Source organism: Streptomyces sp. NPDC051569 (assembly GCF_044454085.1).
Lineage (GTDB): Bacteria > Actinomycetota > Actinomycetes > Streptomycetales > Streptomycetaceae > Streptomyces.
In genome coordinates this window covers 1-24,483 of record NZ_JBITDJ010000036.1, presented here as the reverse complement: position 1 = coordinate 24,483, position 24,483 = coordinate 1, and the positions used below count along the sequence as shown (strand labels likewise).

21 protein-coding genes are annotated in these 24,483 nt (G+C 71.1%); 9 read left to right on the top strand and 12 right to left on the bottom strand.

Translation table 11 applies throughout. The features are described from left to right. Positions 1-197 precede the first annotated feature (197 nt). Positions 198-3,026 (bottom strand): hypothetical protein, encoded by a 2,829-nt coding sequence (locus tag ACIBAE_RS28930; protein ID WP_399291152.1) that lies wholly within the window; start codon positions 3,024-3,026, stop codon positions 198-200. Positions 3,027-3,308: 282 nt separating this feature from the next. After that, positions 3,309-3,728: a hypothetical protein gene (locus ACIBAE_RS28925; RefSeq protein WP_399291150.1), complete on the bottom strand. Its 420-nt coding sequence runs from the start codon at positions 3,726-3,728 to the stop codon at positions 3,309-3,311. A gap of 322 nt (positions 3,729-4,050) precedes the next feature. Between ACIBAE_RS28925 and ACIBAE_RS28920 the strand changes: the two genes are divergently transcribed. After that, positions 4,051-4,974 (top strand): phosphatidylinositol-specific phospholipase C, encoded by a 924-nt coding sequence (locus tag ACIBAE_RS28920; RefSeq protein WP_399291147.1) that lies wholly within the window; start codon positions 4,051-4,053, stop codon positions 4,972-4,974. On the opposite strand, the gene ACIBAE_RS28915 is transcribed toward ACIBAE_RS28920, so the two are convergent. From ACIBAE_RS28915 to ACIBAE_RS28905, 3 genes are all read right to left on the bottom strand, one after another. Continuing rightward, on the bottom strand, positions 4,951-6,180 hold the full coding sequence (locus tag ACIBAE_RS28915; RefSeq protein WP_399291144.1) for an HTTM domain-containing protein: 1,230 nt from the start codon (positions 6,178-6,180) through the stop codon (positions 4,951-4,953). The two genes, ACIBAE_RS28920 and ACIBAE_RS28915, sit on opposite strands and share 24 nt — an antisense overlap. After that, positions 6,170-6,772: a DUF5819 family protein gene (locus ACIBAE_RS28910; protein ID WP_399291141.1), complete on the bottom strand. Its 603-nt coding sequence runs from the start codon at positions 6,770-6,772 to the stop codon at positions 6,170-6,172. Before ACIBAE_RS28910 ends, ACIBAE_RS28915 begins: the two co-directional genes overlap by 11 nt. 327 nt (positions 6,773-7,099) lie before the next feature. Continuing rightward, entirely contained in the window at positions 7,100-8,593 is a 1,494-nt protein-coding gene (locus ACIBAE_RS28905) for an ice-binding family protein (protein WP_399291138.1), read from the bottom strand. A 347-nt stretch (positions 8,594-8,940) separates the two neighbouring features. Between ACIBAE_RS28905 and ACIBAE_RS28900 the strand changes: the two genes are divergently transcribed. Further along, positions 8,941-10,173, top strand: coding sequence for a DUF2993 domain-containing protein (locus ACIBAE_RS28900; protein WP_399291136.1), 1,233 nt, complete (start codon positions 8,941-8,943; stop codon positions 10,171-10,173). Between the two features lie 37 nt (positions 10,174-10,210). Here ACIBAE_RS28900 and ACIBAE_RS28895 read toward each other — a convergent pair whose 3' ends face one another. The 5 genes from ACIBAE_RS28895 to ACIBAE_RS28875 form a co-directional block, all read right to left on the bottom strand. Further along, positions 10,211-11,635 carry a sensor histidine kinase gene (locus ACIBAE_RS28895; RefSeq protein WP_399291133.1) on the bottom strand — a complete coding sequence of 475 codons (1,425 nt, stop codon included), beginning with the start codon at positions 11,633-11,635 and terminating at the stop codon, positions 10,211-10,213. Continuing rightward, the gene (locus ACIBAE_RS28890; protein ID WP_399291130.1) at positions 11,632-12,474 is read right to left on the bottom strand and encodes a response regulator transcription factor; all 843 of its coding nucleotides are present in this window, start codon (positions 12,472-12,474) and stop codon (positions 11,632-11,634) included. Before ACIBAE_RS28890 ends, ACIBAE_RS28895 begins: the two co-directional genes overlap by 4 nt. Before the next feature lie 56 nt (positions 12,475-12,530). Further along, positions 12,531-13,718: a trypsin-like peptidase domain-containing protein gene (locus tag ACIBAE_RS28885; RefSeq protein ID WP_399291128.1), complete on the bottom strand. Its 1,188-nt coding sequence runs from the start codon at positions 13,716-13,718 to the stop codon at positions 12,531-12,533. Between the two features lie 170 nt (positions 13,719-13,888). Continuing rightward, entirely contained in the window at positions 13,889-14,911 is a 1,023-nt protein-coding gene (locus ACIBAE_RS28880; RefSeq protein WP_399291125.1) for a LacI family DNA-binding transcriptional regulator, read from the bottom strand. Positions 14,912-14,935: 24 nt separating this feature from the next. Next, positions 14,936-15,841 (bottom strand): winged-helix domain-containing protein, encoded by a 906-nt coding sequence (locus ACIBAE_RS28875; protein WP_399291122.1) that lies wholly within the window; start codon positions 15,839-15,841, stop codon positions 14,936-14,938. Positions 15,842-16,120: 279 nt separating this feature from the next. Here ACIBAE_RS28875 and ACIBAE_RS28870 point away from each other — a divergent pair, with 279 nt between their 5' ends. From ACIBAE_RS28870 to ACIBAE_RS28840, 7 genes are all read left to right on the top strand, one after another. Continuing rightward, entirely contained in the window at positions 16,121-16,993 is an 873-nt protein-coding gene (locus ACIBAE_RS28870; RefSeq protein ID WP_399291119.1) for an alpha/beta hydrolase family protein, read from the top strand. Positions 16,994-17,126: 133 nt separating this feature from the next. After that, the gene (locus ACIBAE_RS28865; protein ID WP_399291116.1) at positions 17,127-17,381 is read left to right on the top strand and encodes a MoaD/ThiS family protein; all 255 of its coding nucleotides are present in this window, start codon (positions 17,127-17,129) and stop codon (positions 17,379-17,381) included. Positions 17,382-17,391: 10 nt separating this feature from the next. Beyond that, positions 17,392-18,816, top strand: coding sequence for a hypothetical protein (locus tag ACIBAE_RS28860; protein ID WP_399291113.1), 1,425 nt, complete (start codon positions 17,392-17,394; stop codon positions 18,814-18,816). Positions 18,817-19,048: 232 nt separating this feature from the next. Next, a complete protein-coding gene (locus ACIBAE_RS28855) occupies positions 19,049-19,798 on the top strand; it encodes a DUF2993 domain-containing protein (RefSeq protein WP_399291110.1) in 750 nt (249 codons plus the stop codon). A gap of 430 nt (positions 19,799-20,228) precedes the next feature. Then, positions 20,229-21,068: a sulfurtransferase gene (locus ACIBAE_RS28850; RefSeq protein WP_399291107.1), complete on the top strand. Its 840-nt coding sequence runs from the start codon at positions 20,229-20,231 to the stop codon at positions 21,066-21,068. A gap of 43 nt (positions 21,069-21,111) precedes the next feature. Further along, positions 21,112-21,399 (top strand): DUF1416 domain-containing protein, encoded by a 288-nt coding sequence (locus ACIBAE_RS28845; protein ID WP_399291104.1) that lies wholly within the window; start codon positions 21,112-21,114, stop codon positions 21,397-21,399. 207 nt (positions 21,400-21,606) lie between these two features. After that, on the top strand, positions 21,607-21,930 hold the full coding sequence (locus tag ACIBAE_RS28840; RefSeq protein WP_399291101.1) for a DUF3099 domain-containing protein: 324 nt from the start codon (positions 21,607-21,609) through the stop codon (positions 21,928-21,930). Positions 21,931-22,026: 96 nt separating this feature from the next. On the opposite strand, the gene ACIBAE_RS28835 is transcribed toward ACIBAE_RS28840, so the two are convergent. Together ACIBAE_RS28835 and ACIBAE_RS28830 are read right to left on the bottom strand one after the other, a co-directional pair. After that, positions 22,027-22,920, bottom strand: a complete 894-nt coding sequence (locus tag ACIBAE_RS28835) for a geranyl diphosphate 2-C-methyltransferase (RefSeq protein WP_399291098.1) — start codon at positions 22,918-22,920, stop codon at positions 22,027-22,029. Between the two features lie 18 nt (positions 22,921-22,938). Further along, complete coding sequence (locus tag ACIBAE_RS28830; protein WP_399291095.1) at positions 22,939-24,246, bottom strand: family 2 encapsulin nanocompartment cargo protein terpene cyclase; 1,308 nt, start codon at positions 24,244-24,246, stop codon at positions 22,939-22,941. Positions 24,247-24,483: the final 237 nt, after the last annotated feature.

Genomic DNA, 24,483 nt, shown 5'->3' with positions numbered 1-24,483 from the left:
GGGTCCGCCTCTTGGGGGCGGGGGGGGTGCGCGGGGGGGGGGCGGTCGTGGGGGCTGGCGGAGCCGGGCGAAGGGCGGGGGGGGGGGGGGGGGCGGGGGGGGGGGGGGGGGGGGGGCGGGGGGGGGGGGGCCCCCCCCCCCCCCCCCCCCCCCCCCCGCCGCTCCACCTCTGCCCCAGCTGAAGACTGCCCCGCGTGTCAGTCGATGTCCATGAACTCGGGAGCGTCCGGGTCCGTCATGTCGATGTCCCCGTCCCGGGAGCCTGGTGTGTCGGGCGGTGCGTCCGCCATGTCGGTATCGCGGAACGGGTCGGCGTCACCCTCGACCACGCCTGGACCCGGGTCGTAGTTGGGGTTCGGGATGTAGCCCTGCGGGCCGCTCGTCCACACGCCCCTGATGTATTTCGGGTCGATGCCGCCGGGGAAAGCGACCTCCTCCTGGTCGGGGTAGGGGGACTGATCGCCGTAGGTGGCGTTGACATCGATCCCGCTGGTGGGCGTCCGGATGTCATAGACGTACTTCGCACCCCAACTGAACGCGAGATTCCCCGAGTACGAGGTGGAGACGTAGATCGCGGGCGTGTTGCTCAGTACGTAGTTGTCCAGATCCGCGTTCTCGGTGTTCTTGGGCTGGAAGCCCTCCTCGAAGATCACCGAAGGGTCGCGGTTGTCCGAGCGGTAGAGCGGTTCGTTCGTGGTGCGGTAGACGGCGTAGTCGGGGATGCCGTCCCAGTTGACGTCGGGGTTGGCGGCGATGTCACGCGGGCCGGGACCCTCGTCCTCGTTGGGGCAGTTGTCCGGACTCGTCATCTCCGTGTCGGAGTCCGTATGTGCCTGGTCGCCCCCCGTGTCGTCCCCCGCCACGCCGGCGTCGAACGCTTCCTGCGCCGCTTCCTCGGCTTCCTCGTACGTGTCGAAGCCGGAGAGGGAGAGCCCGGACATCGCGTCGATCAGATCCGCGATGTCTCCGTCCCGGTCGTCCTCGGGAGCGGCGATGAAGGAGTGGCTACTACGGTCGGTGGGGCGCTGTACGCGATCCCCGGGGGCCACGAGGACGCCCGTCGTGGCGTAGCTGTAGCTGTAGCGGGCGGCGCCGGCGGTCACCGGCGTCCTCACCGTGCTGGAGAAGGCCGCCTTCGTGGCGATGGGCCGCTGCGAGAGCAGCTGCGCTGCGGGTCCGTTCCCGTCGTCGCACTTGTCCCGGTCGTCGTCCTTGTCCTGGTCCTTGTCCTTGTCGTCCTGGTCGTTCTTGTCGTTCTTGTCGTCCTTCGTGTCGTCGTTTCCGCCGGTGGAGCTACCGCCGCTGCTGCTCCCTCCAGCGCTGCTGCCGCCGGAGCTGCCACTCGCACCACCGCTGCTGGCCCCGCCGGAGCTTCCGCCGCTGGCCCCGCCGGAGCTTCCGCCGCTGGCTCCGCCGGAGATGCCGCCGATGCTGCTGCCGCCGGAGATCCCTCCGATGCTGCCGCCGCTGCTTCCGCCGGAGGTGCCTCCGCTGGATCCTCCGCTGCTTCCGCCGCTGGCCCCGCCGGAACTGCCGCCGGAGGTGCCCCCGCTGCTTCCGCCGGAGCTTCCTCCGCTGCTTCCGCCGTTTGCTCCGCCGGAGTTGCCCCCGCTGCTGTTCCCGCCTGAGGAGTTACCTCCGGAGCTGCTACCGCCGCCGGTGCTGCCACTCGCTCCGCCGGTGCTGCCTCCGCCGCTGCTGCCTCCGCCGCTGCTCCCTCCGGAGGTTTTGCCACCGGAGGAGTTGCCGCCGGAAGCGCCGCCCACGGCAGCCGAGTCATCGTCGTCGCTTCCACCGGTGGAGCTTCCGCCGCTGGCTCCGCCGGAGTTTCCGCCGTTGCTGCTACCGCCTGACGCGTTACCGCCCGAGCTGTTTCCGCCGCCGCTGCTCTTTCCGCCGGAGTTGCCGCTAGCCCCGGAACTGTTACCGCCGGAGCTGCCGCTACCGCCGGAGCTTTTACCGCCGGAGGAGCCGCCCGAGACGCCGCCCACGACAGCCGGATTGTCGTCGTCGTCATCGTTTCCGCCGGTGGAGCTTCCGCCGCTTCCGTTGCTGCCGCCGGCGGTGCCGGAGCCGCCGCTCGCGCCACCGGAAGAGGTGCCCCCGGACGAACTACCGCCGCTGCTGTTGCCGCCGGAGGAATTGCCGGACCCTCCGTTGCCCCCGGACCCTCCGTTGTCCCCCGTCGAACCGTTCGCACCGGTCAAACCGTTCGCGCCGGTCGTACCGTTGTCGCCGGAGCCGCCGGTGGAGCTTCCGCCGTTCGCTCCGGAGCCACCGCCGGAACCACTTCCGCCGCTGCCGGTGCCCCCGCCGCCCCCGGTGCCACCACCGTCGCCGCCCTCTCCGCCCTCTCCGCCCTCTCCGCCCTCTCCAGCGACGACCGTCGTCCCGCAGGGGTCGCCGACTATGCGGCAGATCGTGGAGTGCAGGCCGTCGGAGATCTGGGGACCGACGCCGCCCAGGGCCATCGTCCCGATGATCAGCGCCACCAGGGTGATGAGTCCGACGTATTCGACAGCTGTCTGGCCGCGCTCGCGGCGCCACCTGATCAGGTGCGGCAGTGACGGGACCTTGAGGCGGAGAAGCCCTCCGCCTCTCGGGGGTGACGTGGGCAGCCGCAGTGACGGCGGAAGGTCGAACCAGGCGCGGGCGTTCCTGCCGGAGATCAGCAGCAGGAGTGCGCAGGGAAGCAGCATCTGGCTGAAGCCGCGCGTGGATCCGTTGTACAGGTTGACCAGGCTGCCGAGCAGCAGGACCACGGGTAAGGCGATCAGGCCGGTCCACACCCGCCTGCCGCCGGTCCCTAAGAACTGCGCGAGCACCAGGCCCAGGATGCCGGGCGCGAGGGCGTAACCGGCCAGCAATAACAGGGCGGGTGTCGCGGGCCCGTCGGTGATCATGGATATGACAAGTCTGAGCCCGCCCGCCGCCGTGATGGCGAACATCAGGTGCAGCAGGATCCGCGCCGCGCCGAGTGTGCGCGGCAGCTCCTGTCGGTCACCTCGCGCGCCGGCGCCTCGCACGGTTAAGACGTCTGACTCGGACACAGGGGAGCCCCCACGAGTTGGTCTCGGCATGCAGCCGACGGCGTTGAGCCACCGCTCCCCCGAGGGAGAAAATCCTAGGCACCGACCAGGCCCAGTCCGAAGGGCCCATGGGCCCACCGGGGGACCCAACCACGCGAGGAACGCGCTGGGCCCCCACCGTCCACCCCTTCGGCGAACTCCTCGACCAGCAGCCGCCCTCCGGCTCTGCGGGGGTTCCGGCCGTCAGGGTCGGGGCGTGTCGGGCTGGGGCTGGCCGGGTCAGAGCGAGCGAAGCCAGCGCTCGTGTGCCTCTTTCTGCGCGTCCACGGTGGTGACGGCCGACGGTGGGGCGTCGTCGAAGAGCTCCACCATGGCGTCGCGCCGACCCTGCGTTCCGTGGCGCAGCAGATAGGCGCGGCTGCTCCCGGAGCCCCGGAGCATGCCGCTCTGGGCGACATCGGGACGCGCCGCGTTGATCGCCAGCAGCCAGCCGCCCCCCTCCAGGTCACGTCGTACGGCCTCCAGGGCCGCCACGAGATCGTGCCCGAACGCCTCGGAGACTCCCCAGGGGCCGTCCGCTCTGACCTTGTACGACTCGGCGCGCGCGTCCACCGCCCAGGTCACCGTGGAGGCGGCGCGTTCCTCCCCACGGACCGCCGTTACGTCGTCGCGGTGTCCAAGGACGGTCTCGTCACTCATCGGTCGTCTCCTTCGCGGGCCGGCGGCCCTGACGCGGTCGTGCGGACGATGGTCGCGCTCACTGTCCCGCACCTCGGGCCAACGCCCGAACGCCGATCCGGGGAGAACCAACTGTCCCTCCACAGGACTGCGGGAGCGCTGGTGTGACGACACCTGCCGGTCACCGATCGGCTGCGACGGCCGGAGCCGCCCCGGCTCGGGACCCTATTCCTTGTATGACGTGTACCGGTCATAATGCGGGGGTTGTGCGACGTTTTCCCTGCGTTCTTTCGCACCCCCCTTCCCCATCCGCGCCCCCCACGGCCGACGAAGGAACCCCCACATGGGCACTGCCGCCCGTCTCAACCGCCGAGGTTTTCTGACCGGTGCGCTCGCCGTCTCCGCCACCGCTCTCGTAGGCGTCACTCCCGCTCACGCCGCCCCCACCGCTCACGCCGCCCCCGCCGCGCCCCCTCGTGCCCTCTCCGTCCAGGACTGGATGGGCGGCTTCGGCGACGGCACTCCCGTCCAGCAGCTGACCATCCCCGGTACGCACGACTCCGGCGCGCGCGTCGGCGGGCTGTATGTGGCCTGCCAGGAGACCAGCATCGCCGAGCAGCTGAACAGCGGCGTCCGCTTCCTCGATGTGCGCTGCCGGGCCTTCGAGAACGCCTTCCCCATCCACCACGCCGCGTTCTACCAGAACCTCAACTTCGACGATGTCCTCGTCGCCTGCCGGGACTTCCTCCTGGCGCACCCCTCCGAGACCGTGCTGATGCGGGTCAAGCAGGAGTACTCGGAGGAGAGCGACGCCGAATTCCGGCGCATCTTCGACGTGTATCTCGACGACAAGGGCTGGCGCTCGCTCTTCCGGCTCGACTCCACCCTGCCGACGCTCGGCGAGGCACGCGGACGGGTCGTGCTGCTCGCGGACAACGGCGGGCTGCCCGGGGTGCGGTACGGGGACGGCGCGCTGTTCGACATCCAGGACGACTACAACGCGCTGCCGGACGCCAAGTACCCCCAGATCGAGGCACAGTTCCGCGAGGCGGCCACCGGCCGGCTGCCCGGCAAGCTGTCCATCAACTACGTCAGTACGGCGGCCTACCTGCCGCCCCGCTGGAATTCCGACCAGCTCAACCCGAGGGTGCACACCTTCATCGACGGGTCCGAGGCGAGCGGCTGGCGCGGGCTGGGGATCGTACCGCTGGACTTCCCCGCCACCCGGCCCGGACTGGTCGAATCACTGATCGCGCACAACGGCTGACGCGGACGCGGGCGCAGTCGCAGACGCCGGCGGTGCGCCGAGCGGACCGCCGGCAGCGGGCCTGGCCTGTGACGGTACGGAAGCGGATCCTGCCCCGCGCGGGTGTTCCGGCCGCCACAGGCCCGTCCGCAACAGCGCCCGGCGGGCCAGTCGTGGTACGGCGCGGTAGAAGCGGTCCGGGAGGAACACGGCGTCGGCGATGATCATCGCGCCGGAGAAGAGCGGCAGCCCCATGAGGACGGCGATGCCGAGGTGCATACCGAACAGCATGGCCAGCACCGGGTATTTGAGCCTGCCGAAGAGGACGAACGGGAAGGCGACCTGGAGCAGCACCGTCAGGTAACCGGCGATCGCGATCAGCACGGCGTGCTCGTCCGCCAGGAGGGACAGCGCGGGCCAGGGGCGGAACAGGTCGAGGTTCAGGACGTAGTGGAGCGCGGTCCCGTTGCCCCAGGTGCCGCCCTGGACCTTGTACAGACCGGCGGATCCGTAGAGGAAGCAGACCTGCGCCCCGATGACGAGGACGCCGCAGTTGTGCACCGCCGTCGCCAACTTGCGGCGTGCGTAGTGGAGATGGGGCAGCAGACCGCTCGCCGGCCGGTCCGCTGTTCCTGTTGACGGCGTCGCCTTCTTCGCGGTCCGAAGTCCGGCCCTGCGCGCGTCCAGTGACCAGCGGCGGCCGCACGCGGTGAGGACGAGGTAGACGGCCATCAGGAGGATGAGATTGTCGCCGCCGTCCGTCATGAAGATGGCCCTGGCGTGGAACGACGCCACCACGACGGCGAAGACGACGGACACGGCCCTGGTCCGCCAGCCCAGCAGGAACAGCGCGGCCGTGACGACGGCCGTCGCGTAACAGAGCTCGAAGTACACCCGGCTGTCGGACAGGGTGAGGACGCTGAGCCAGCCCGTCTGGTCGAAGAGCTGCCTGGCCAGGGCGGGGGTCCACGGCGAACCGGGGCCCCAGATCTTGTCGCGGTGCGGGAACTCGCGCAGCAGGAAGACGAGGTAGAGCAGCCCGTAGCCGATGCGCAGCACCGCCGTGGCGTACAGGGACACCGGCCGCTCGGTCAGGAAGGTGAAGAGCCCGTTGATCCGGTCGAGGACCCACCGTGATGCGACCGCGACCGCGACCGCCGGGGCGGAGACGGGGGCGGAGGTGGAGGTGGGAGCCGGGGGCGCGAGGGGCGCCTGCTCAGTTCGCATGGGAGGTCACCTTCCACCAGGGCAGATTGCGGGTGTCGACGGGCGCCGCCGGCGCCGCCGGCGCGGTCTGCGCGGTCTGCGCGGTCGGTGCGGGAAGGGCCGGGCGCTGGGCGGCGGCCCGGCCGGGCGCCGCGATGGGCAGCGTGAGCACCCGGAGCTGGATGGATTCGAAGGCCCCCTGGCGCAGGCTCGCGACGCGCTGCGCCGCGATGTTGCGCAGGTACTTCTCCATCATCAGGGCCCGCTCCGAGCGGGGCCGGTCGTCCCCTCCGTGCGTTTCGAGGTACGAGGACCAGGCCCGGCGCAGCATGTTCTGCGTCGTGTGACTCGGGAAGACATTGTGTTCGACCGCGTCATCGTCCACCGCGTTCAGATCGAACCAGGGGCTGACCTGTACGGAGCCGTCCGGCGCGGTGTGCGCGGTCCGCGCCAGGATCTGCCGGTTGACGGATTCCGGATCCGGGGCGAAGAGACGCCAGTTCTGCTCGAACAGCGGGTAGACCCACGCGTTGATCTGCTGGCTGTACCGCTTCGAGATGGCATTCGGAGGGGCCACATGCAGGAAGATCAGGACGGCGTGGACGAGAGCCATGGCCAGGCACAGGAAAACGGCTGCTCTCAGCCCTGATTTCAGCGGGCCGGGGACGGGGGAAAGCCCGCCGAGTTCGGGTGCGTCGTCGGCGTGTTCCGGGGATGGTGGCCCCGCGCCGATTCCCGCCCGGTCCCGATCCAGAACGTCTACTGATTCGACTGCCTCCGCTGATTCAACGCCGCTCGGCACAGTCCCACCCGGCCTTTCCCGTTTCCGCTGCTCGCATGTTCTTTTTTCTCGGTCCTTCATTGGAGGCGCGCGGCGGAATCGACGGAAATTCCGCCGCGCGCCTTTCACCCATTGGGCGGGTTTCTTGGTGCGACTTTCTTAGCTGTGGCCGCTCTCGTGCTTCTCTTGCCGGCCGAGGTTCTCGTGCTTGCCGTGCTCCGGCCGGACCTGCTCGCGGTGCTCGGCGGCGGGCTTGGCGCGCTCGCCGTGCTCCTCGTGCTCGCCCTGGTCGCCCTGGTCCGCGGGCTCCCCGTACTCGCCGGGCTGGTCGTCGGGGCCTTCGGACTGGTCGCCATAGCCCTGGTCGCCGGGGCCCTGGTCGCCCGGGCCCTCAGGCTGGTCGCCGTAGCCCTGGTTGCCGGGGGCTTCGTCGCCGGGGCCCTGGTCGCCGTAGCCGCCGTGCTGCTCGCCCGGACCCTGGTCGCCGTAGCCGCCGTGCTGCTCGCCCGGACCCTCGTCGCCGTAGCCACCGGGCTTGTGCGGGGGCTTGTGCGGCGGGTGGTGGGGCGGGTGATGCGGGGGCTTGTGCGGCGGGTGGTGCGGAGGCATGCCACCGCTGGTGTTACCGCCGGTGTTACCGCCGGTGATATTGCCGCCGGTGATGCTTCCCGTGGTCCCCGCGATGAGGCCGCCCGTGCCGCCCGTGGTGCCGCCCGTGGTGCCGCCGGTCAGCACGCCGCCGAGCACGCCGCCGAGGAGACCACCGTTGGTGCCACCTGTTGTCAGGCCACCCGTCGTCAGACCACCCAGCACGCCCCCGAGCACGCCACTCGTGGTGCTGCCGGTCGTCCCCGTGGTGGCGTTGCCGGTCGTCCCCGTGGTGGCGCCGGTGGTGGTGCCGCCCGTGGTGGCGGTGGCGCACGTCGACCGGGTGATGCGGTTGGTGTCGAGCGTGACCGAGCCGTTGCGGGCCAGCGCACGGCCGTCGATGCTCGCGCCCGTGGTGACGCTGATGGAGGTCAGGGCCAGGATGTTGCCCACGAAGGTGGAGTTGGTGCCCAGGGTGGCCGAGCTGCCGATCTCCCAGAACACGTTGCACGCCTGCGCGCCGTTGATGACCGAGACCCGACTGGCGGACGCCGTCGTCAGCCCCGAGCCGACCTGGAACACCCAGACCGCGTTGGGGTCGCCCCCGGCGTCGAGCGTGAGCGTGCCGGTGAGGCCGAGGGTGGAGGAGGCGGTGTAAACGCCCGGGACCAGCGTCAGGCCACCGGCGTCCGGCGGGAGGGCGGCGTCCGTGGCCTGTCCGGCCGCGTTGTTGAACGCGGCCACGAGGTCGGACTTGGCCTGGAGAGCCACCGCGTCCGCGGAATGCTGAGTGCCGTTCACCAGTCCGGGCGGGAATCCGGAGATGGCTGTTCCCGGACTCACCCCGATGTCTCCGGTGATGACCGAGGGACCGGTATTGGTGATGGACTGCCCGGCCAGAACCGCGAAACTGGCCGCCGTACCCAGAGGCACCGGCGTGGCGATGGCAAGTGCCTGGGTCGGTGTCACCGCGACCAGAGCGGTGGCTACTGTCAGGGTGAGCGCCGTCGTGATCCAGGCGGACGCGGTGCGTTTGAGAACCTTGACAGGGAAATTGCGCGTCATCGAGGGGCCAACTCCTGTGCGAGGCGGTCACGTATCGGGCCGTTCCCGATCGCTTGATCCGCCGATTCTGCCGTTGGCATATTACGTATGAAGTCGCTTTGATCCGTAAGACATACGAGTTAAGTCGAAGCATTTTTATATTCAGCATTGAGGAATATAATGCTATTAATGGAGGTCGAGGTCCGGGTTCTCTCACGGCTCCGCCCCGTCTCCGCTCGGCCCCGGCCCCGGCTCGGCCCCGGCTCGGCTCCGCTTCGCTGGTGAACCGCCCGGTCATTGGCGGCAAAGCATGGGATTTCGGCGGTACGACTTGCGTGCGGGGTGGGCGGGCGTGTTGGGATGAGGTGATGCGTACCCCCACCCGCATCCCCGGACAGGCACCCAACCCCTATGACCAACTCGGCGAACTCGCACAACTCCCCCCATCCGAAACCGACTTCGCACACGGCGCGCACCGTGCGGACATCGCGGGCCACGCCGACGACGAGCACGACGACGAGCACGATCACGAGCACGAGGACGACTGGTCCCCGCCCGACCACCGTCGCCGCCGGCGCTTCCGTGGCTCCTCCCGGTTCGCGAAGCTGACGGTCGCGCTCGGCCTCTGCGGGGCGTTCCTGCTGCTCGCCGACCGCGCCGCCGAGATGTACGCGCGGGACAAGGCCGAGGAGCAGCTTCAGCGGTCGCTCGGCCTCGCCACCCGGCCGGCCGTCGACATCCACGGCTTCCCGTTCCTCACCCAGGTCCTCGGCAAGCGGCTCGACCAGGTCGACGTCACCGTCCCCGACGTCGCCGCGGACCGGATCTCACTGGCGGAGGTACGGGCCAGCGGCAAGGACATCCGGATCGTCGGCGACCTCCCGACCGCCGTCAGGGGTGCCGTCATCGGGGAGATGGGCGGGGACGTGCTGCTCTCCTTCGACGACCTCAACCGGGAGCTGGGCGCCTCCCAGGTGAAGTTCACCGACGGGGGCGCCGACTCCGTACGCGTGGCCGGATCACTGCCGGTCGCGGGACACGACGTACAGATCCGGGCCCGGGCGCACATCCGGCGCGAGGGCGGCCGGGCCGTGTCGACCACCGTGGACGGGATACGGATCGACATCCCCGGCGTGGCCACCTACCGGCCGGGCGAGGACCGCGCCCACTCCGGCCTGCGGCTGGCGCCCGAGGCCGCCGCGCGGATCGCCGGGGAGACCGACCGCGCCAAGGCGCTGCTCGAAATCCCGGCCGTGGTGGACCGGCTCGGAGTGCCGGAGGAGCGGGTACGGCAGGCGCTGCGCGACGAGGACGAACTCCACCGGCTCACCGGCTCACCGCGCTTCGCCCAGCGGCTGACGGGCGTCAACCTCGCCGACGTGGTCGTCGACCACCCCGGACTGCTCGCGAAGGCCGGTGTCGATCCCTCGCTGATCGACGCACTGCTGAAGCTGCGCCCGCCGGAGCTGTCCGACCGGCTCTCGCTCTCCTTCACCCTGCCGGACACCCCCGGTGATCTCCGGCTGCGGAACATCACCGTGGAGCGCGAGGGGATCAGGGCGGAGCTGGCGGGAACCGGACTCCGCTTCGGCGGCCGGTAAGTCTCCGGTGGTACGCCTCCCGCTGGTGTGTCTGCGGCTAGGGCGTCTCCGGCCGGTACGTCTCCGGCGGCGGCGTCGGGGCCCCCGGGATGCGGATCGCCGCGACCGTCCCGCCGCCCGCCGCCGGGCGCAGGGCGATCTCGCCGCCCGTCTGGTGGATGGTCCTGGCCACGATCGACAGACCCAGGCCGGAGCCGGGCAGCGCCCGGGCGGACGGGGAGCGCCAGAAGCGTTCGAAGACGTGGGGGAGTTCCTCGGCCGGGATGCCCGGCCCGTGGTCCCGTACGGTCAGCTCGCCGTACTCGGTCAGCGCCACCTCCACCGAGCCGCCGGACGGGCTGAACTTCACCGCGTTGTCGAGGACGTTGACCAGCGCGCGTTCCAGGGCGGCCGGCTCGGCCCGTACGTACCAGGGGCGCAGGTCGGAGCCGACGGACAGGTCCGGGCCGCGCAGCCTGGCCCGTTCCACCGCGTGGGTCACCACCTCGTGGAGCGCCACGACCTGGAGGGGACCCGGGTCGGCGGCGTCCGGGCGGGACAGCTCCTGGAGGTCGCCGATGAGCGCGGCCAGCTCGGTCATCTGCGCCTTGACGGACGCCATCAGCGCCTTGCGGTCGTCGGGCGGGATCGCACGGCCGGTCTCCTCGCTGCGGGCGAGCAGCTCGATGTTCGTCCGGAGCGAGGTGAGCGGGGTCCGCAACTCGTGCCCGGCATCGGCGATCAACTGCGACTGCCGGTCCCGGGAGGACGCGAGCGCGGCGGTCATGGAGTTGAAGGAGCGGGACAGCCGGGCGATCTCGTCCTCGCCCTCGACGGGGATCCGGACCGTGAGGTCCTCCGTGCGCGCGACATGCTCGACCGCGAGGGTCAGACCGTCGACCGGCCGCAGCCCGGCCCGGGCGATCCAGAGACCCGCCGCGCCCGCCCCGATGACACCGATACCAGCGACGGCGGCGAGCAGGAGCGCGAGCCGGTTCAGGGAGGAATCGATCTCGGAGAGCGGGCGGGACACGGAGACGGCGGCGCTGCCCGGACCCACGAGGACACGTGAGGTGCGGACACGCACGGCGGCGCCGTTCTCGGTGACGCTGTTGTGCAGGGTGTCGCGCTCGGTGCCCCGGGCGACCGCGATGTCCTGCGGCTGGACCTTGACGGGCTCCGAGTACGGGAACACACAGCGGCTGCCGTCGCTCCCGACCACCTGGATGTAAGCGAAGTTGGTCGTGCCCCCGGTGCCGGGATTGGTCCCCGCGGCGCAGCCGCGCAGCGCGTCCTGGACCGCGCCGGACTGGGCGCTGATGTTCCGCAGGGAATTGTCCAGCTCGCTCCGCAACTGGGTGCGGGTCAGCAGCCAGCAGACGATGGCCGCCGCCGCGACCGCGATCGCCACCGCCGAGGCGACCAGCAGCGCGAGCCGGGAGCGGAGCGGCAGCGTACGGAGCCGGTGGGCGAGGCCCCTCACTCCGGGCCCCCGCCCGTGACGGGTCCGCCACCAGTACCACCCGTACCGCCTGTACCGCTGCCGGTACCACCCGTAGCACCCGTAGCACCCGTACTGCCCGTACCACCCGTACTGCCGGTACCGGCGTCGGCGCGCAGGGCGTATCCCACCCCCCGCACGGTGTGCACCAGCCGCGCCTCGCCGCCGCTCTCCGTCTTCCGGCGCAGATACATCACGTACACATCCAGGGAATTGGAGCTCGGTTCGAAGTCGAAGCCCCAGACGGCCTTGAGGATCTGCTCCCGGGTGAGCACCTGCCGGGGGTGCGCCAGGAACATCTCCAGCAGGGTGAACTCGGTACGGGTCAGCTCCACCCGCCGGCCGCCCCGGGTCACTTCGCGCGTCGCCAGGTCCATCCGCAGATCGGCGAAGGCGAGTACGTCGGCCTCCCCCGGATCGTCGGTGGTGGTCGCGTACGAACTGCGGCGCAGCAGTGCGCGGATCCGGGCGAAGAGCTCGTCCAGCTCGAACGGCTTGACCAGGTAGTCGTCAGCGCCCGCGTCCAGGCCGGTGACCCGGTCGCCGACCGTGTCGCGGGCCGTGAGCATGAGGATCGGCACCTTCGAGCCGCCGGCCCGGAGCCGGCGGGCGGCCGTCAGCCCGTCCATCCTCGGCATCTGGATGTCGAGGACGATCAGATCCGGGGCGTAGGCCGCGGCCTTGGTGAGGGCGTCGACGCCGTCGACGGCGACCTCGGTCCCGTACCCGTCGAACGCGAGGCTCCGCCGGAGGGCCTCGCGTACGGCGGGCTCGTCGTCGACGATCAGGATCCGCTGGGGATCGCCTTCGGCGGGGCTCATGTCTCGTGTCTCCGTCTCGTCCGGGCAACCGGGGCCATCAGCCTCGCACGGCTCCGTCAGTTGGTGCCGCCGGAGCGCAGGGTGGGGAGATCCGCCTTGACGGTGTTGACCGGGATGGCGAAACCGAGGCCGACGCTTCCCGAGTCGGTGTCGCCGGAGGTGGACGAGGAACTCGGCGCGTACATAGCGGAGTTGATGCCGATGATCTGGCCGCTCATATTGATCAGCGCGCCGCCGGAGTTGCCCGGGTTGAGCGAGGCGTCGGTCTGCAGCGCCTTGTAGGTGGTCGTCGAGGAGCCGGTGTCGCCGTTGAACTGCCGGCCGCCGAACGCGAACGGCCAGCCGCCCTGTCCCTGGTTCTGGCCCTGGGACCGGCCCTGGCTCTGCTCCTGGCCCTGCTCCTTGGCCACGGTGACATCCCGGTTGAGCGCCGAGATGATGCCGCTGGTGACGGTGCCGCTCAGTCCCTCGGGGGAGCCGATCGCCACGACCTGGTCACCGACGCCGACCTGGCCGGAGTCGCCGAGCGTCGCCGTCTTGAGGCCGCTCGCGCCGCGCAGCTGGATGAGGGCGAGGTCCTTGGCGGGGTCGGTGCCGATCACCTGGGCGGTGTACGTCTTGCCGTTGCTGAGGTGGACCTTCACCGACGAGGACCCGGCGATGACGTGGTTGTTGGTGACGATCTGACCATCGGACGTGATGATCACGCCGGAGCCCGTGGCCTGCCCGCCATCGGAGGTCGCGGTGATCTCGACGATGCTGGGGGAGACGGCCTGGGCGACCCCGGCGATGGTGCCCCGGCTGCTCTGCGAGACGGTCGTCCCGCTGACGACCGCACTGGCACTGGTCGACGTACCGCTGTCGGAGAGCCGCTCGACGAGAGCGGCCGTACCGCCGCCGACGACCCCCGCGGCGATCGCCACGGCCGTGATCAGCGCGACCGGGCCCCTGGTGCGGCGGCGGCCGGTGGGGGTGGAGCCGTGGGCGGCGGCCTGACCCCAGCCCTGGCCGGAGCCGTGGCCCCAGCCCTGGTCGGGGTGAGCCGGAGCGGGCGCCTGGCTGTGGGCCTCGTGAGGCTGCTGACCCTGGTGCGGCGGCTGGTGCGCCTGGTGCGGCTGCTGTGTCGGGGCGAGGGGGACGGTGGGCTCGTACGGGGGCGACGGCGGGTACGCCGGGCCGCCCGAGCTGGAGGGCTGCTGGTGCTCGTTGCCTTCTGCGCCGTCACGGCGGTAGTCGTCCGTCATGAGAACGACTGTCGGCGCCGTACATGAGAACAGGCTGAGGACGTCCTGAGAAGCCCGACAGAAGCGCGTATGCCCGACATAAAGGCCCTCGGTGTACGGGGCCCTCGGTCCACCGACGGGGCCCCTCGGTCCACCGACGGGGCCCTCGGTCCACCGACGGGCCCCTCGGTCTACCCGCAGCCGCAGGAGCGGCGCACGATGAGCGCGGACGGGAACTGCTTCACGCGTTCCCGCCGCGAGCCCGGCACCCGCAGCCCGTCGTCCAGCACCAGGTCCACGGCCGCCCGCGCCATCGCCGGACGGTCGGACGAGACCGTCGTGAGCGGCGGGTCCGTGAGCCCGGCTTCCTTCACGTTGTCGAAGCCCGCCACCGCCAGCTCGCCCGGCACGTCGAGCCGCAGCTCGCGCGCCGCCCGCAGCACGCCGAAGGCCTGGTCGTCGGTGGCGCAGAAGATCGCCGGGGGTCTGTCGGGTCCCGCCAGCAGCTTCAACGCGACCTGGTAGGCGTCGTAGCGGTTGTACGGGGCCTGGAAGAGACGCCCCTCCACCGACCGCCCGGACTCCAGCATCGCCCGCCGCCAGCCCTCGACATGGTCGGTGACCGGGTCGCCGACGGCCGGCGTGGACTCGACGCCGCCGAGGCAGGCGACGTACGGGTGGCCGTGCTCCAGCAGATGGCGGGTGGCGAGCTGGGCGCCACCGATGTCGTCCGTGATGACCGCCACGTCGTCGATCGCCTCGGGGCGCTCGTGCAGCAGCACGACCCGGGCGTCCCACGCCTCGATCTCGGCGGCGGCGCGCTCGCTCGGGCCCTGGCTGACCAGGATGAGTCCGGAGACCCGCATGCCCAGGAAGGCCCGCAGATAGTGGACTTCGCGCTCGTCGCGGTAGTCCGAATTGCCGACGAGGACCATTTTCCCGCGCTCGGCGGCGGCCTGTTCGACGGCGTGCGCCATCTCCGCGAAGAAGGGCTGCCGGGCGTCGGGCACGACCATCCCTATGAGGTCGGTCCGCCGCGAGGCCATCGCCTGCGCCACGCGGTCGGGCCGGTAGCTCAGTTCCTTGATCGCGGCGAGCACCCGCTCGCGCGTGGCCGGGGCAACCGGCCGGGGTCCGTTGTTTATGACATAACTGACAACCGCGGTCGAAGTCCCCGCCAGTCGTGCCACATCGTCCCGCGTCACCTTGGCCACGCGCGGCAGTCTACGCGGGGTGAACTACCGATTCGCAGGCCGTACCCCGGCTTCCCGATCTGCCTGCTCAGCGGCCTGGTGGGCGGTGTCGCGACCGGCTTCGCGACCGGTGTCGGCTCCGACCGGGCCACGCTCCTGGCGCGGCTCCGAGGGGGTGTCGCCGGCCTGGCTCTTCGCCCGGTCGTCCGAGGACGCCGCCCCCGATCCCGACCCCGATCCCGATCCCGAAGCGGAACCGGAACCGGAACCGCGCTCCGGCTTCTCCGGGGTGACGAAGCGGTAGCCCACGTTCCGTACGGTCCCGATGAGCGACTCGTGCTCGGGGCCGAGCTTGGCGCGCAGCCGCCGTACGTGGACGTCGACCGTCCGCGTACCGCCGAAGTAGTCGTAGCCCCAGACCTCTTGCAGCAGCTGGGCGCGGGTGAAGACCCGACCCGGGTGCTGGGCGAGGTACTTGAGCAGCTCGAACTCCTTGAAGGTCAGGTCGAGGACCCGGCCCTTCAGCTTCGCGCTGTAGGTCGCCTCGTCGACCGACAGATCACCGTTGCGGATCTCCATCGGGGAGTCGTCGGCGGAGATCTGCTGGCGGCCCATCGCGAGCCGCAGCCGCGCCTCGACCTCGGCCGGACCGGCCGTGTCGAGCAGCACGTCGTCGATGCCCCAGTCCGCGGTGACCGCGGCGAGGCCGCCCTCGGTCACGACGAGGATCAGCGGGCAGCCGGGTCCGGTGGACCGCAGCAGCTGGCAGAGCGACCGCACCTGCGGTAGGTCGCGCCGGCCGTCGATCAGAATGACTTCGGCACCCGGGGTGTCGACAAGAGCGGGCCCTTCGGCCGGGGCCACACGCACCTGGTGGAGCAAGAGTCCGAGCGCGGGCAGCACCTCCGTCGAGGGCTGTAGTGCGTTGGTCAGGAGCAGCAGAGAGCTCATCGCCGCCCACCTGCCAGGGTCGGGCTGTGGTCGTGCTCTGTTCGCTTGCCCATTACGTCGGTTCCTCCTCGGTCCCTGCGAGGACGTATGCGGCACTGCTGGTACTGCTGGTACTGCTGGTACTGCTGGTACTACCGGTGCTGCTGGTGTGGCTGATGCTGCTGGTTACTTCTGTCCCGTGCCATCCGTCTGTGTCATCTGTCCGTAACAACGAACGGAAAGCACAAAAGGACCCGGGGGCCACATTGCCCGGATCCTCTTCGCAGCAGAATAACCCACATGCGCTCCATGTCAGAGGGTCAATCACGCGGATCCTTGGTGCCCGACCCCCTGCCGGGTGCCCGGCGGGGAGTGCTCCGGACCTCGGACGGTGTTCGAATCGAGGCGATGTACGAGCCGTGTACAGCGGGTTTCGCGAAGAATTCGGCGGCGGCCGGCCCGGCCGCCGCTACCGCCGTCGTGGTCGCGCACGGGTTCACCGGATCGGTGGAACGGCCGGCGGTACGGCGGGCCGCGCGGGTCTTCGCGCAGCGTGCGGCGGTCGTCACGTTCTCGTTCCGCGGGCACGGCGGTTCGGGCGGCCGCTCCACGGTCGGCGACCGCGAGGTGCTCGATCTGGCGGCGGCGGTGGAGTGGGCGCGCTCGCTCGGCCATACCCGGGTGGTGACCGTCGGGTTCTCGATGGGCGGCTCGGTGGTGCTCCGGCACGCGGCGTTGCACAGGGGGCGCACAGAGGCGCGAACCGACGCCGTGGCCTCCGTGAGCGCCCCCGCGCGCTGGTACTACCGGGGCACGGCTCCGATGCGGCGCCTGCACTGGATCGTGACCCGGCCCCTCGGCCGGCTCGTCGGGCGCTACGGATTCCGTACCCGCATCCACCACCAGGACTGGGACCCGGTGCCGCTCTCGCCGGTCGAAGCGGTCCCGCTGATCGCCCCGACCCCCCTGCTCCTCGTGCACGGCGACCGCGACCCGTACTTCCCCCTCGACCACCCGCGCATGCTGGCGGCCGCCGCGGCCGGGGGCGGGACCGGGGCAGCCGAGCTGTGGCTGGAACCGGGCATGGGCCACGCCGAGAACGCGGCGGACGAGGCGCTGCTCGCCCGTATCGCGCAGTGGCTGATGGACGCCGGGGGTGACGGGACCGGGTGACGGGACCGGGTGACGGGACCGGGTGACGGGACCGGGTGACCGGTCAGGGCGCCGGGGCCGCCGGCCTGCGGGCACCCGATCCGCCCGGCGGCCGGGCGTCGGTCATGATGGAGAGCTGAGGAAAGGGGTAGCGATGGCAGCCGGCACGATCCGCTACTGGGCGGCGGCCAAGGCCGCGGCCGGGATCGCGGAGGAGCCGTACGCGGCGGGGAATCTGGCCGAGGCGCTCGACGCCGCCCGGGGGAGACACCCGGGCGAGCTGGTCCGCGTACTCCAGCGCTGTTCCTTCCTCGTCGACGGCGATCCCGTGGGGACACGTGGACATGAGACCGTACGGCTTGCCGAGGGCGGCACGGTCGAGGTGCTCCCGCCGTTCGCAGGAGGGTGAACCGCACAGCATGAGTGACGATCAGCAGTATCCGCACGGTCACGAGCAGGGCGGCCAGTACGGCCAGGGCCATTACGGCCAGGGCCAGTACGGCGAGGCTCAGTACGACCAGTACGGCCGGTACCAGCACCCGGACGCCTCCCAGCAGGCCCAGACCCAGGACCAGGGGCAGCGGCAGGACCAGGACCAGGGGCAGTGGCAGGACCAGGGGCAGGGGCAGGGTCAGGGGCAGGCCGAGCCGCGGGGCCAGGCTCCGTCGTGGGCCGAGCTCCAGCAGCAGGGGCAGGAGCAGCAGGGTCCCGGCGCCGCCCAGACGTGGCAGGGGCAGACCTGGGACACCCAGTACCAGCCGCAGGCGCAGTGGCAGCAGGGCCGGCACGCTCAGCAGGGCCAGCAGAGCCACTATCCCCAGACCCAGACCCAGGCCCAGTCCGGGGCCCAGGGGCATCAGACGTATCAGCCGCAGCAGAGCGCCGCCGCCGACACCGCCTATCTGCCTCCGCAGGCCGCCTATCCGCTGCCGCCCGAGGTCCCGGCGGCGGCCGCCGGGTCCGGATCCGGGTCGGGGCCGTACGAGCCCTCCGTACAGGCACCCGCTCAGGCGCACGCTCCGGCGCATGCCGCCGCTCCCGCCGATACCACCGGTTACAGCGCGCCCACCGTCATGGGCAACGCCCGGGTCACCGACGCCCAGCGCGCCCGCGCCGAGGGCCGGTCGCCGATCATCCCGCCGGGCATCCAGCCGGCCGGGCTGACCGCCGTGCTCGGCCTGCTGCTGGCCGGGGGCGCGGCCATCGGCCCGTACGCGCTGCTCGTCCCGCTCGTGCTGCTCCAGGCTGTCACCGCCGCCGGCTGGTTCCGGCTGAACGGCATGTGGCCGGCCAGGCAGGGCATCGCGCTCGCCTTCCTCGGCGGGGTCGCCGCCGACATCGCCCTGCTCGCCGCCGGCCGCGAGAACGCGCCCGCCGCGATCCTCGGCACGCTCGGGGTGTGGGTGCTGCTCACCGTCGTGCTGCAACTGCGCAGCCACGCGAGCGCCGACGAGCGGATGTACGGCCTGATGGCCACCGTCGTCTCGGCCGCGCTCGCGATCCTCGCCACCGGACACCTGGCCGCCGCGCCGGACGCGGTGGTCGTCGGCGCGCTGGCGGTCGCGGCGGCCACGGTCGTCCGCGCCCTGCCGCTGCCCGGCATCGTGTCCGTCATCGTGTCCCTGCTGGTCGCGGCCGGTGCCGGGGCGGCGGCGGGCGGACTGACGGATCTGGGTACCCAGGGCGCCCTGCTGGGGCTCGGGGCCGGGGTCTGCGCGCTGATCGGGCTGCGAGCGGCGAGCTACGACTACCCGTCCCGCTTCGTGCACATGACCGCCGGGGTGGCGCTGCCGCTCACGGCCGCCGCGCCCGCCGTCTACCTGCTGGGCCGCGTCCTGGCCTGACCGGCCGCGCCCGGGCCTGTCGCGGACAGGCCCGGGCGATCGCCGGCGGCAGCCGGGAAGGTACGGCCGGGAATGTGCGGCCGGGAACGTAACGCCCGAAACCGTGCCGCCGGGAACCGCGCCCCCGCCGCCGGACGTCGAGCACTCGACAGCGGTCTACCGGGCCCGGGTTAGGCTCACGGTCTTCAGGGGGCCGGTAGCGCCGGTACGACCGAGGTGGGGGCACCAAGCAATGCGCGCTTTGCGAATACTGCTGATCTTCGTGGTGATTTTCGGGGGGCTGTTCGTCGCCGCCGACCGGGCCGCGGTGTACTTCGCCGAGGACGAGGTGGCCGGGCGGATCCAGTCGAGCCAGGGGGTGAACACCACCCCCGAGGTCTCCATCAAGGGCTTCCCCTTCCTCACCCAGGTGGTCGGCGGCTCGCTGGACGAGGTGGACATCAGCCTCGACGGCGTCACCGCCACCGCCGACGGCCACGCGGTCCGGGTGACCGAGGTCAAGGCGAATCTGCGGGACGTCAGGATGGACAGCAGCTTCTCGTCCGCGACCGCGTCGAGCGCCACCGGCTCGGCGCACATCTCGTACGCGGACCTCATGAAGTCGGCGCCGCAGGGCACGACCGTCGGCTATGCCGGTCCGGAGCGGGCCGCCAAGGGCCAGGTCAAGCTCTCCGGCACGCTGACCGATGTGCTGGAGGCGGCGAACATCCCGGTGCCCGGCGCGGTCGCGGCCCTCCTGGGCGGCGAGGAACTGACCGTCTACAGCACGGTCTCGCTGGAGAACGGCAACACGGTCCGGCTGTCCGCCGAAGACCTTCCCAAGCTGCCGGTGCCGGGTCTCGACGAGCAGGTCAAGGGCCTGGTCGACTACGACCTGAAGCTCGCAGGACTGCCGGCCAGCATCAAGCTCGACCGGGTCACCGCCACGGCGACGGGCCTCCAGTTCTCCGGTACGGGCACGAACGTCTCGCTCGCGGGCTGAGAGCCTGCCACCCGTACGGCCGTAGGGTCACGCACCCGGACAATGAGACGGCCATGTCCACTGGGCAGATGGAAATCAGGCCGCGGCGCCTCCACGGCCGGGCGCCGACCGCGAGGAACGGATGTTCGTCTCGCATGGTGGATGATCGTGTCTCGCCATGCGATACGGCGGTGACACGGCCGCCAGGACGTCCCTACGATCGGACGTATGAGGCAACAGGCGGACTTCACGAAGCGGCGGGCAGTAGACCTGTGCCGCGTCGCCGCCATGCTCTGTCGCACTGTCTGAGCGGGACCTCCGCGTCCCGTATTTCCCCGGGCCCTTCGAGTCATCTCAGGGCCACCCCGCGCAGTTACGCCGGCCTCCCGCCTCCGTGCCCGGAAGCCGCACCCGCACCATCTCGCCGCACACTGCCCCGGAGGAGAACAGCATGAGCCGCAGCGACGTCCTGGTAGACGCCGACTGGGTCGAGGCCCACATCAACGACCCGAAGGTAGTCATTGTCGAGGTCGACGAGGACACCTCGGCCTACGACAAGAACCACATCACGAACGCTGTCCGGATCGACTGGAAGTCCGACCTCCAGGACCCGGTCCGCCGTGACTTCGTCGACCAGGAGGGCTTCGAGAAGCTCCTGTCGGCCAAGGGCATCGGCAACGACGACACCGTCGTGCTCTACGGCGGCAACAACAACTGGTTCGCGTCCTACGCGTACTGGTACTTCAAGCTCTACGGCCACGACTCGGTCAAGCTCCTCGACGGTGGCCGCAAGAAGTGGGAGCTGGACTCCCGTGACCTGGTCGAGGCCGTCCCGGAGCGCGCCGCGACCACGTACAAGGCCAAGGCCCAGGACACCTCGATCCGCGCCTTCCGTGACGACGCGGTCGCCGCGATCGGCACCCTGAACCTGGTCGACGTGCGCTCGCCCGACGAGTTCAGCGGCAAGCTGCTCGCCCCGGCACACCTCCCGCAGGAGCAGTCGCAGCGTCCGGGCCACATCCCGTCCGCCCGCAACATCCCGTGGTCGAAGAACGCCAACGACGACGGCACCTTCCGGTCGGACGACGAGCTCAAGGAGCTGTACGCAGCCGAGCAGGTCGACCTGGCCAAGGACACCATCGCGTACTGCCGCATCGGCGAGCGGTCCGCGCTGACCTGGTTCGTGCTGCACGAGCTGCTCGGTGTCAGCAACGTCAAGAACTACGACGGCTCGTGGACCGAGTACGGCTCGCTCGTCGGTGTGCCGATCGAGCTCGGCGCCAACAAGTAAGGCGCAGCCCAGCAATCCGCTCCGACCTGGAGGACAGAACAGTATGTGTGGAGCACAGGCCGGCGGCCCCGACGCTTCGACGATCAAGCCCGGCGAGACCACGATCCAGGGCTCGGTGACCCGTGACGGCGAGCCCGTCACCGGTTACGTACGCCTGCTGGACTCGACCGGCGAGTTCACCGCGGAGGTCCCGACCTCGGCGACCGGACAGTTCCGCTTCTACGCGGCCGAGGGGACGTGGACGCTGCGCGCCCTCGTCCCGGGCGGCACGGCGGACCGTACGGTCGTCGCACAGACCGGGGGCCTCTCCGAGGTCGCGATCACGGTCTGATGCCCGCGTAGCCCGTCACGCGACGGGCGCGTGCTTCGTACCGGCCGAGGGCCGCACCCCAGGGGACTGGACGCCACTGGAACGGGTGCGGCCCTCCGTGCCGTCCAGGACCCGGTCCGCCGGACTCCGGGCAGGGCCTGTGCGCAGACCTGGTCCGCCCGGGCTCCGGGCAGGGCCTGTCCGCCCTTTCGGTCGTACGCTGGAAGCATGTACACGCGACGCCGTCGCGGCTACTTCCTGTTGATGGGCGGATGCCTCGTTCTCTTCGTCTCCGCCTGGTCCTTCGTGCGCTTCTGGTCCATCCCGGCCGCCGTGGCCATGTGCGTGGTGGCCATGGTCATCCCGCCGATCGCGGCGGTCGTGGGCAACCGGCGCGGACCGGACGACCGCTGGTGGGACGAGGAGCGGACCGGAGACCCGGAGTCCGACGAGTGGTGGGACGAACTGGACGGAAGGAAGCGTCCACCCCGGACCTCGCCACCCCGGACCTCCCCACCGCCGTCCGGTCAGCACCGGCCCAGAGACCCGTAGCCGTGAACGATCAGTGAGAACGGGCGAGATGAGACGAGCCCCGCCCGGCGGGCGGGGCTGCGTCATGTCCTGGTCAGCGACCTGGGCCCGGCGTCCCTAGACGCGGTCGGCCGCGATCAGGAGGTACTGGAAGGAGCCGTCCTTGTACGAGTTGATGAACGCGTCCTCGATGCCCGTGACCAGGGAGGACGTGGCCCGCAACTCCCAGTAGGGCAGGGTCGCGGGAGTGAGGTCGATGACGGCCTGCGGCACCAGACGGTTGTCGGCCATGGCGCGCAGGTACTCCCGGCGGGAGTGGATGTTGCACTCGAAGTGCGCGTTGATCTGGGAGACCCACTTCGACGGCTGGCCGTAGCGCGGATTCCAGCAGCCGGTGATGGTCACGTAGCGGCCACCGGCCGCGAGGACGCGGGAGTGCTCGGCGAAGAGGTCGTGCAGGTCGACGTACATGCTCGACTCGTTGTTCCAGGACGCCGCCGCCTGCCCGGTCGCGAAGGGCGTGTCGAGCATGTTGCAGACGCGGGCGCGCACGTGCTCCCCGATGCCGAGTTCGCGGGCACGCCGGTTGGCGAAGTCGGCCTGCTTGGCCGACAGCGTGACGCCCTCGACCGCGCACCCGAAGCGCTGATGGGCCATCACCATCGAGCCGCCGCGGCCGCATCCGGCGTCCACGAGCGTGTCGTCGCGGCCCACCGGCCCGAGGTGGTCCAGGAGGACTCCGGCCTGCGCCGACTCCAGCCGGTGGAGCTCGGCGACCAGCTTCTTCTCGTACGCGCTGTCCTCCGCGTCGCCCAGGGCGGCGTGGTCGACATCACCGATGCCGTAGTGGTGGTGGTAGAGACCGTCGACATCGCCGAGGCGCAGGTTCACGGGCCTCGCCTCCCCGTCCCAGTAGCGGGCGATCTCCTCCTGATAGGGAGTCGCCGGGGCGGGGATGAAGACGGAGCCGCCGGCGGAGGTGGTGGAGGTGGTGAGGTCGGTGCTGGTCACAGATGGATCCCTTTCGTGTTACCAGAAGTCGGGCAGGCTGTAGCGGTAGGTATTGGTCCGGTGCCAGTAGTGGTTGCCGTCGACCCAGGCGGCCACCCCGCGCAGGAAGCGCGTCAGACTCGGGACGGGGCAGGTGGCGGCGAGGGCGGCGGCTTCGGACTCGAAGTCCCGCATGAGGTCGTTGTGGACCTCGACCGCCTTCAGATAGGCCTCGCGGTCGGAGGTGTTCTCCCGCTCCGCGATCACCACCGGCAGGTTCAGGTGCCGGCCCGGGGCGGCGAGTTCCTTGGTGTACGAGTACAGGTCGTTCACGATGGTGGTGGCGTTCCCGGCGAGGGCGATGACCCGCTGCACGGCGGGCTGGGCGTGCAGGTCCGCGGGCAGTTCGTAGCCGCCGACGGTGTCGGTGATCGTGGGGCAGGGGCGGAAGTTGTTGAACTGGCGCATCGCCAGGTACTCCCACACCTCGGGAACGTGGTCCTGCTGCGCCCAGGCGGCCTCGGCGAGGTACCCCATGTGCAGGCGGGCCATGTCGTGCCGGAAGCGGTCGGCCTGCGAGGGGCCGGCCTCCTGGAGGAAGTACTCCATGGCGGAGCGGTAGGCCCGCCGGGGCGCGTCCGAGTGGAGCGAGCGCGCCCACTGCGCCTGGTACTCCTCCGTCGTGTGCAGGGGGTCGAGGGCGGTGTGCGCCAGCAGAAGGCGTTCGCCGAGGCCGACGGGGGAACCCCCGTGGTCCTCGCAGTAACAGTCGTCCACCGCGTTCTCGGCGACCATCAGGCGGGTGGCGAGCATCAGATGGTCGATGGTGGGAGCGTCCGGATGGCAGGCGACCATGTAGCGGCCCACGGAGAAACCGTCGAACTGGTCCTCCCACTCGTCGGGGTAGAGGTCCACCTCGTCCAGTGCCCAGGCCTTGATCCTGCGGCTGACCTCCTCCACCCGCACGGGGTCGGGCTCCGCCACCGGGTGGTGGTAGAGACCCGGGATCGGATTGCCTTCAGTCGGCGTCGGCGTCGGCGTCGGTGGCGGTGCTGGTGGCGGTGCTGGTGGCGTCAGCGGCACCTCGCGCGGTGCCAGGCGCAGGCCCGCCGTGCCCAGGCCGGTGGGACCGCCCAGGATCCGGCGCAGATCGGCGGCCGGTGTCCCCGTCCCGGCGGCGGGAACGTCCACCGAGGTCGGGGCGGGTACGGAGAGCACCGGTGGCGGGCCGTCGGTGGCGGCGTCGGCCTCGCGGACGCGGGCGGCGTCCGCGAGGACGTACGACCCGAAGTGGGAGGCGGCCGAAGGCAGGCTCGATCGCACGGGGAAGATCCCAGGGTCGGGCATCCATGGCTCCTTGGTGGGGGCGGGGGCCCGTCCCCCGGGCACGCTCGGCCGCCCGGAGGGCGCGGAGGCGTGACCGCCGGGCAGGGCGGGTCTTCAGGGGGCTTTCGCGACAGGCCCCGGACTGTGTGTCGGCCTGACAGGCCCTAGGGCCTGTGTGAGGTCGTGATCATTCGGTCGCCGGTAAGAGGTCGTTGATCCAGATCAGGGAGGCCCGGAGGTGGAGTCCGGCGTCGTAGC

Coding starts and splice junctions, on each gene's coding strand:
- ACIBAE_RS28925 (WP_399291150.1), bottom strand. CDS start 3,728: ATGAGTGACGAGACCGTCCTTGGACACCGCGACGACGTAACGGCGGTC.
- ACIBAE_RS28920 (WP_399291147.1), top strand. CDS start 4,051: ATGGGCACTGCCGCCCGTCTCAACCGCCGAGGTTTTCTGACCGGTGCG.
- ACIBAE_RS28915 (WP_399291144.1), bottom strand. CDS start 6,180: ATGCGAACTGAGCAGGCGCCCCTCGCGCCCCCGGCTCCCACCTCCACC.
- ACIBAE_RS28910 (WP_399291141.1), bottom strand. CDS start 6,772: ATGGCTCTCGTCCACGCCGTCCTGATCTTCCTGCATGTGGCCCCTCCG.
- ACIBAE_RS28905 (WP_399291138.1), bottom strand. CDS start 8,593: ATGACGCGCAATTTCCCTGTCAAGGTTCTCAAACGCACCGCGTCCGCC.
- ACIBAE_RS28900 (WP_399291136.1), top strand. CDS start 8,941: ATGCGTACCCCCACCCGCATCCCCGGACAGGCACCCAACCCCTATGAC.
- ACIBAE_RS28890 (WP_399291130.1), bottom strand. CDS start 12,474: ATGAGCCCCGCCGAAGGCGATCCCCAGCGGATCCTGATCGTCGACGAC.
- ACIBAE_RS28885 (WP_399291128.1), bottom strand. CDS start 13,718: ATGACGGACGACTACCGCCGTGACGGCGCAGAAGGCAACGAGCACCAG.
- ACIBAE_RS28875 (WP_399291122.1), bottom strand. CDS start 15,841: ATGAGCTCTCTGCTGCTCCTGACCAACGCACTACAGCCCTCGACGGAG.
- ACIBAE_RS28870 (WP_399291119.1), top strand. CDS start 16,121: ATGCGCTCCATGTCAGAGGGTCAATCACGCGGATCCTTGGTGCCCGAC.
- ACIBAE_RS28865 (WP_399291116.1), top strand. CDS start 17,127: ATGGCAGCCGGCACGATCCGCTACTGGGCGGCGGCCAAGGCCGCGGCC.
- ACIBAE_RS28860 (WP_399291113.1), top strand. CDS start 17,392: ATGAGTGACGATCAGCAGTATCCGCACGGTCACGAGCAGGGCGGCCAG.
- ACIBAE_RS28855 (WP_399291110.1), top strand. CDS start 19,049: ATGCGCGCTTTGCGAATACTGCTGATCTTCGTGGTGATTTTCGGGGGG.
- ACIBAE_RS28850 (WP_399291107.1), top strand. CDS start 20,229: ATGAGCCGCAGCGACGTCCTGGTAGACGCCGACTGGGTCGAGGCCCAC.
- ACIBAE_RS28845 (WP_399291104.1), top strand. CDS start 21,112: ATGTGTGGAGCACAGGCCGGCGGCCCCGACGCTTCGACGATCAAGCCC.
- ACIBAE_RS28840 (WP_399291101.1), top strand. CDS start 21,607: ATGTACACGCGACGCCGTCGCGGCTACTTCCTGTTGATGGGCGGATGC.
- ACIBAE_RS28830 (WP_399291095.1), bottom strand. CDS start 24,246: ATGCCCGACCCTGGGATCTTCCCCGTGCGATCGAGCCTGCCTTCGGCC.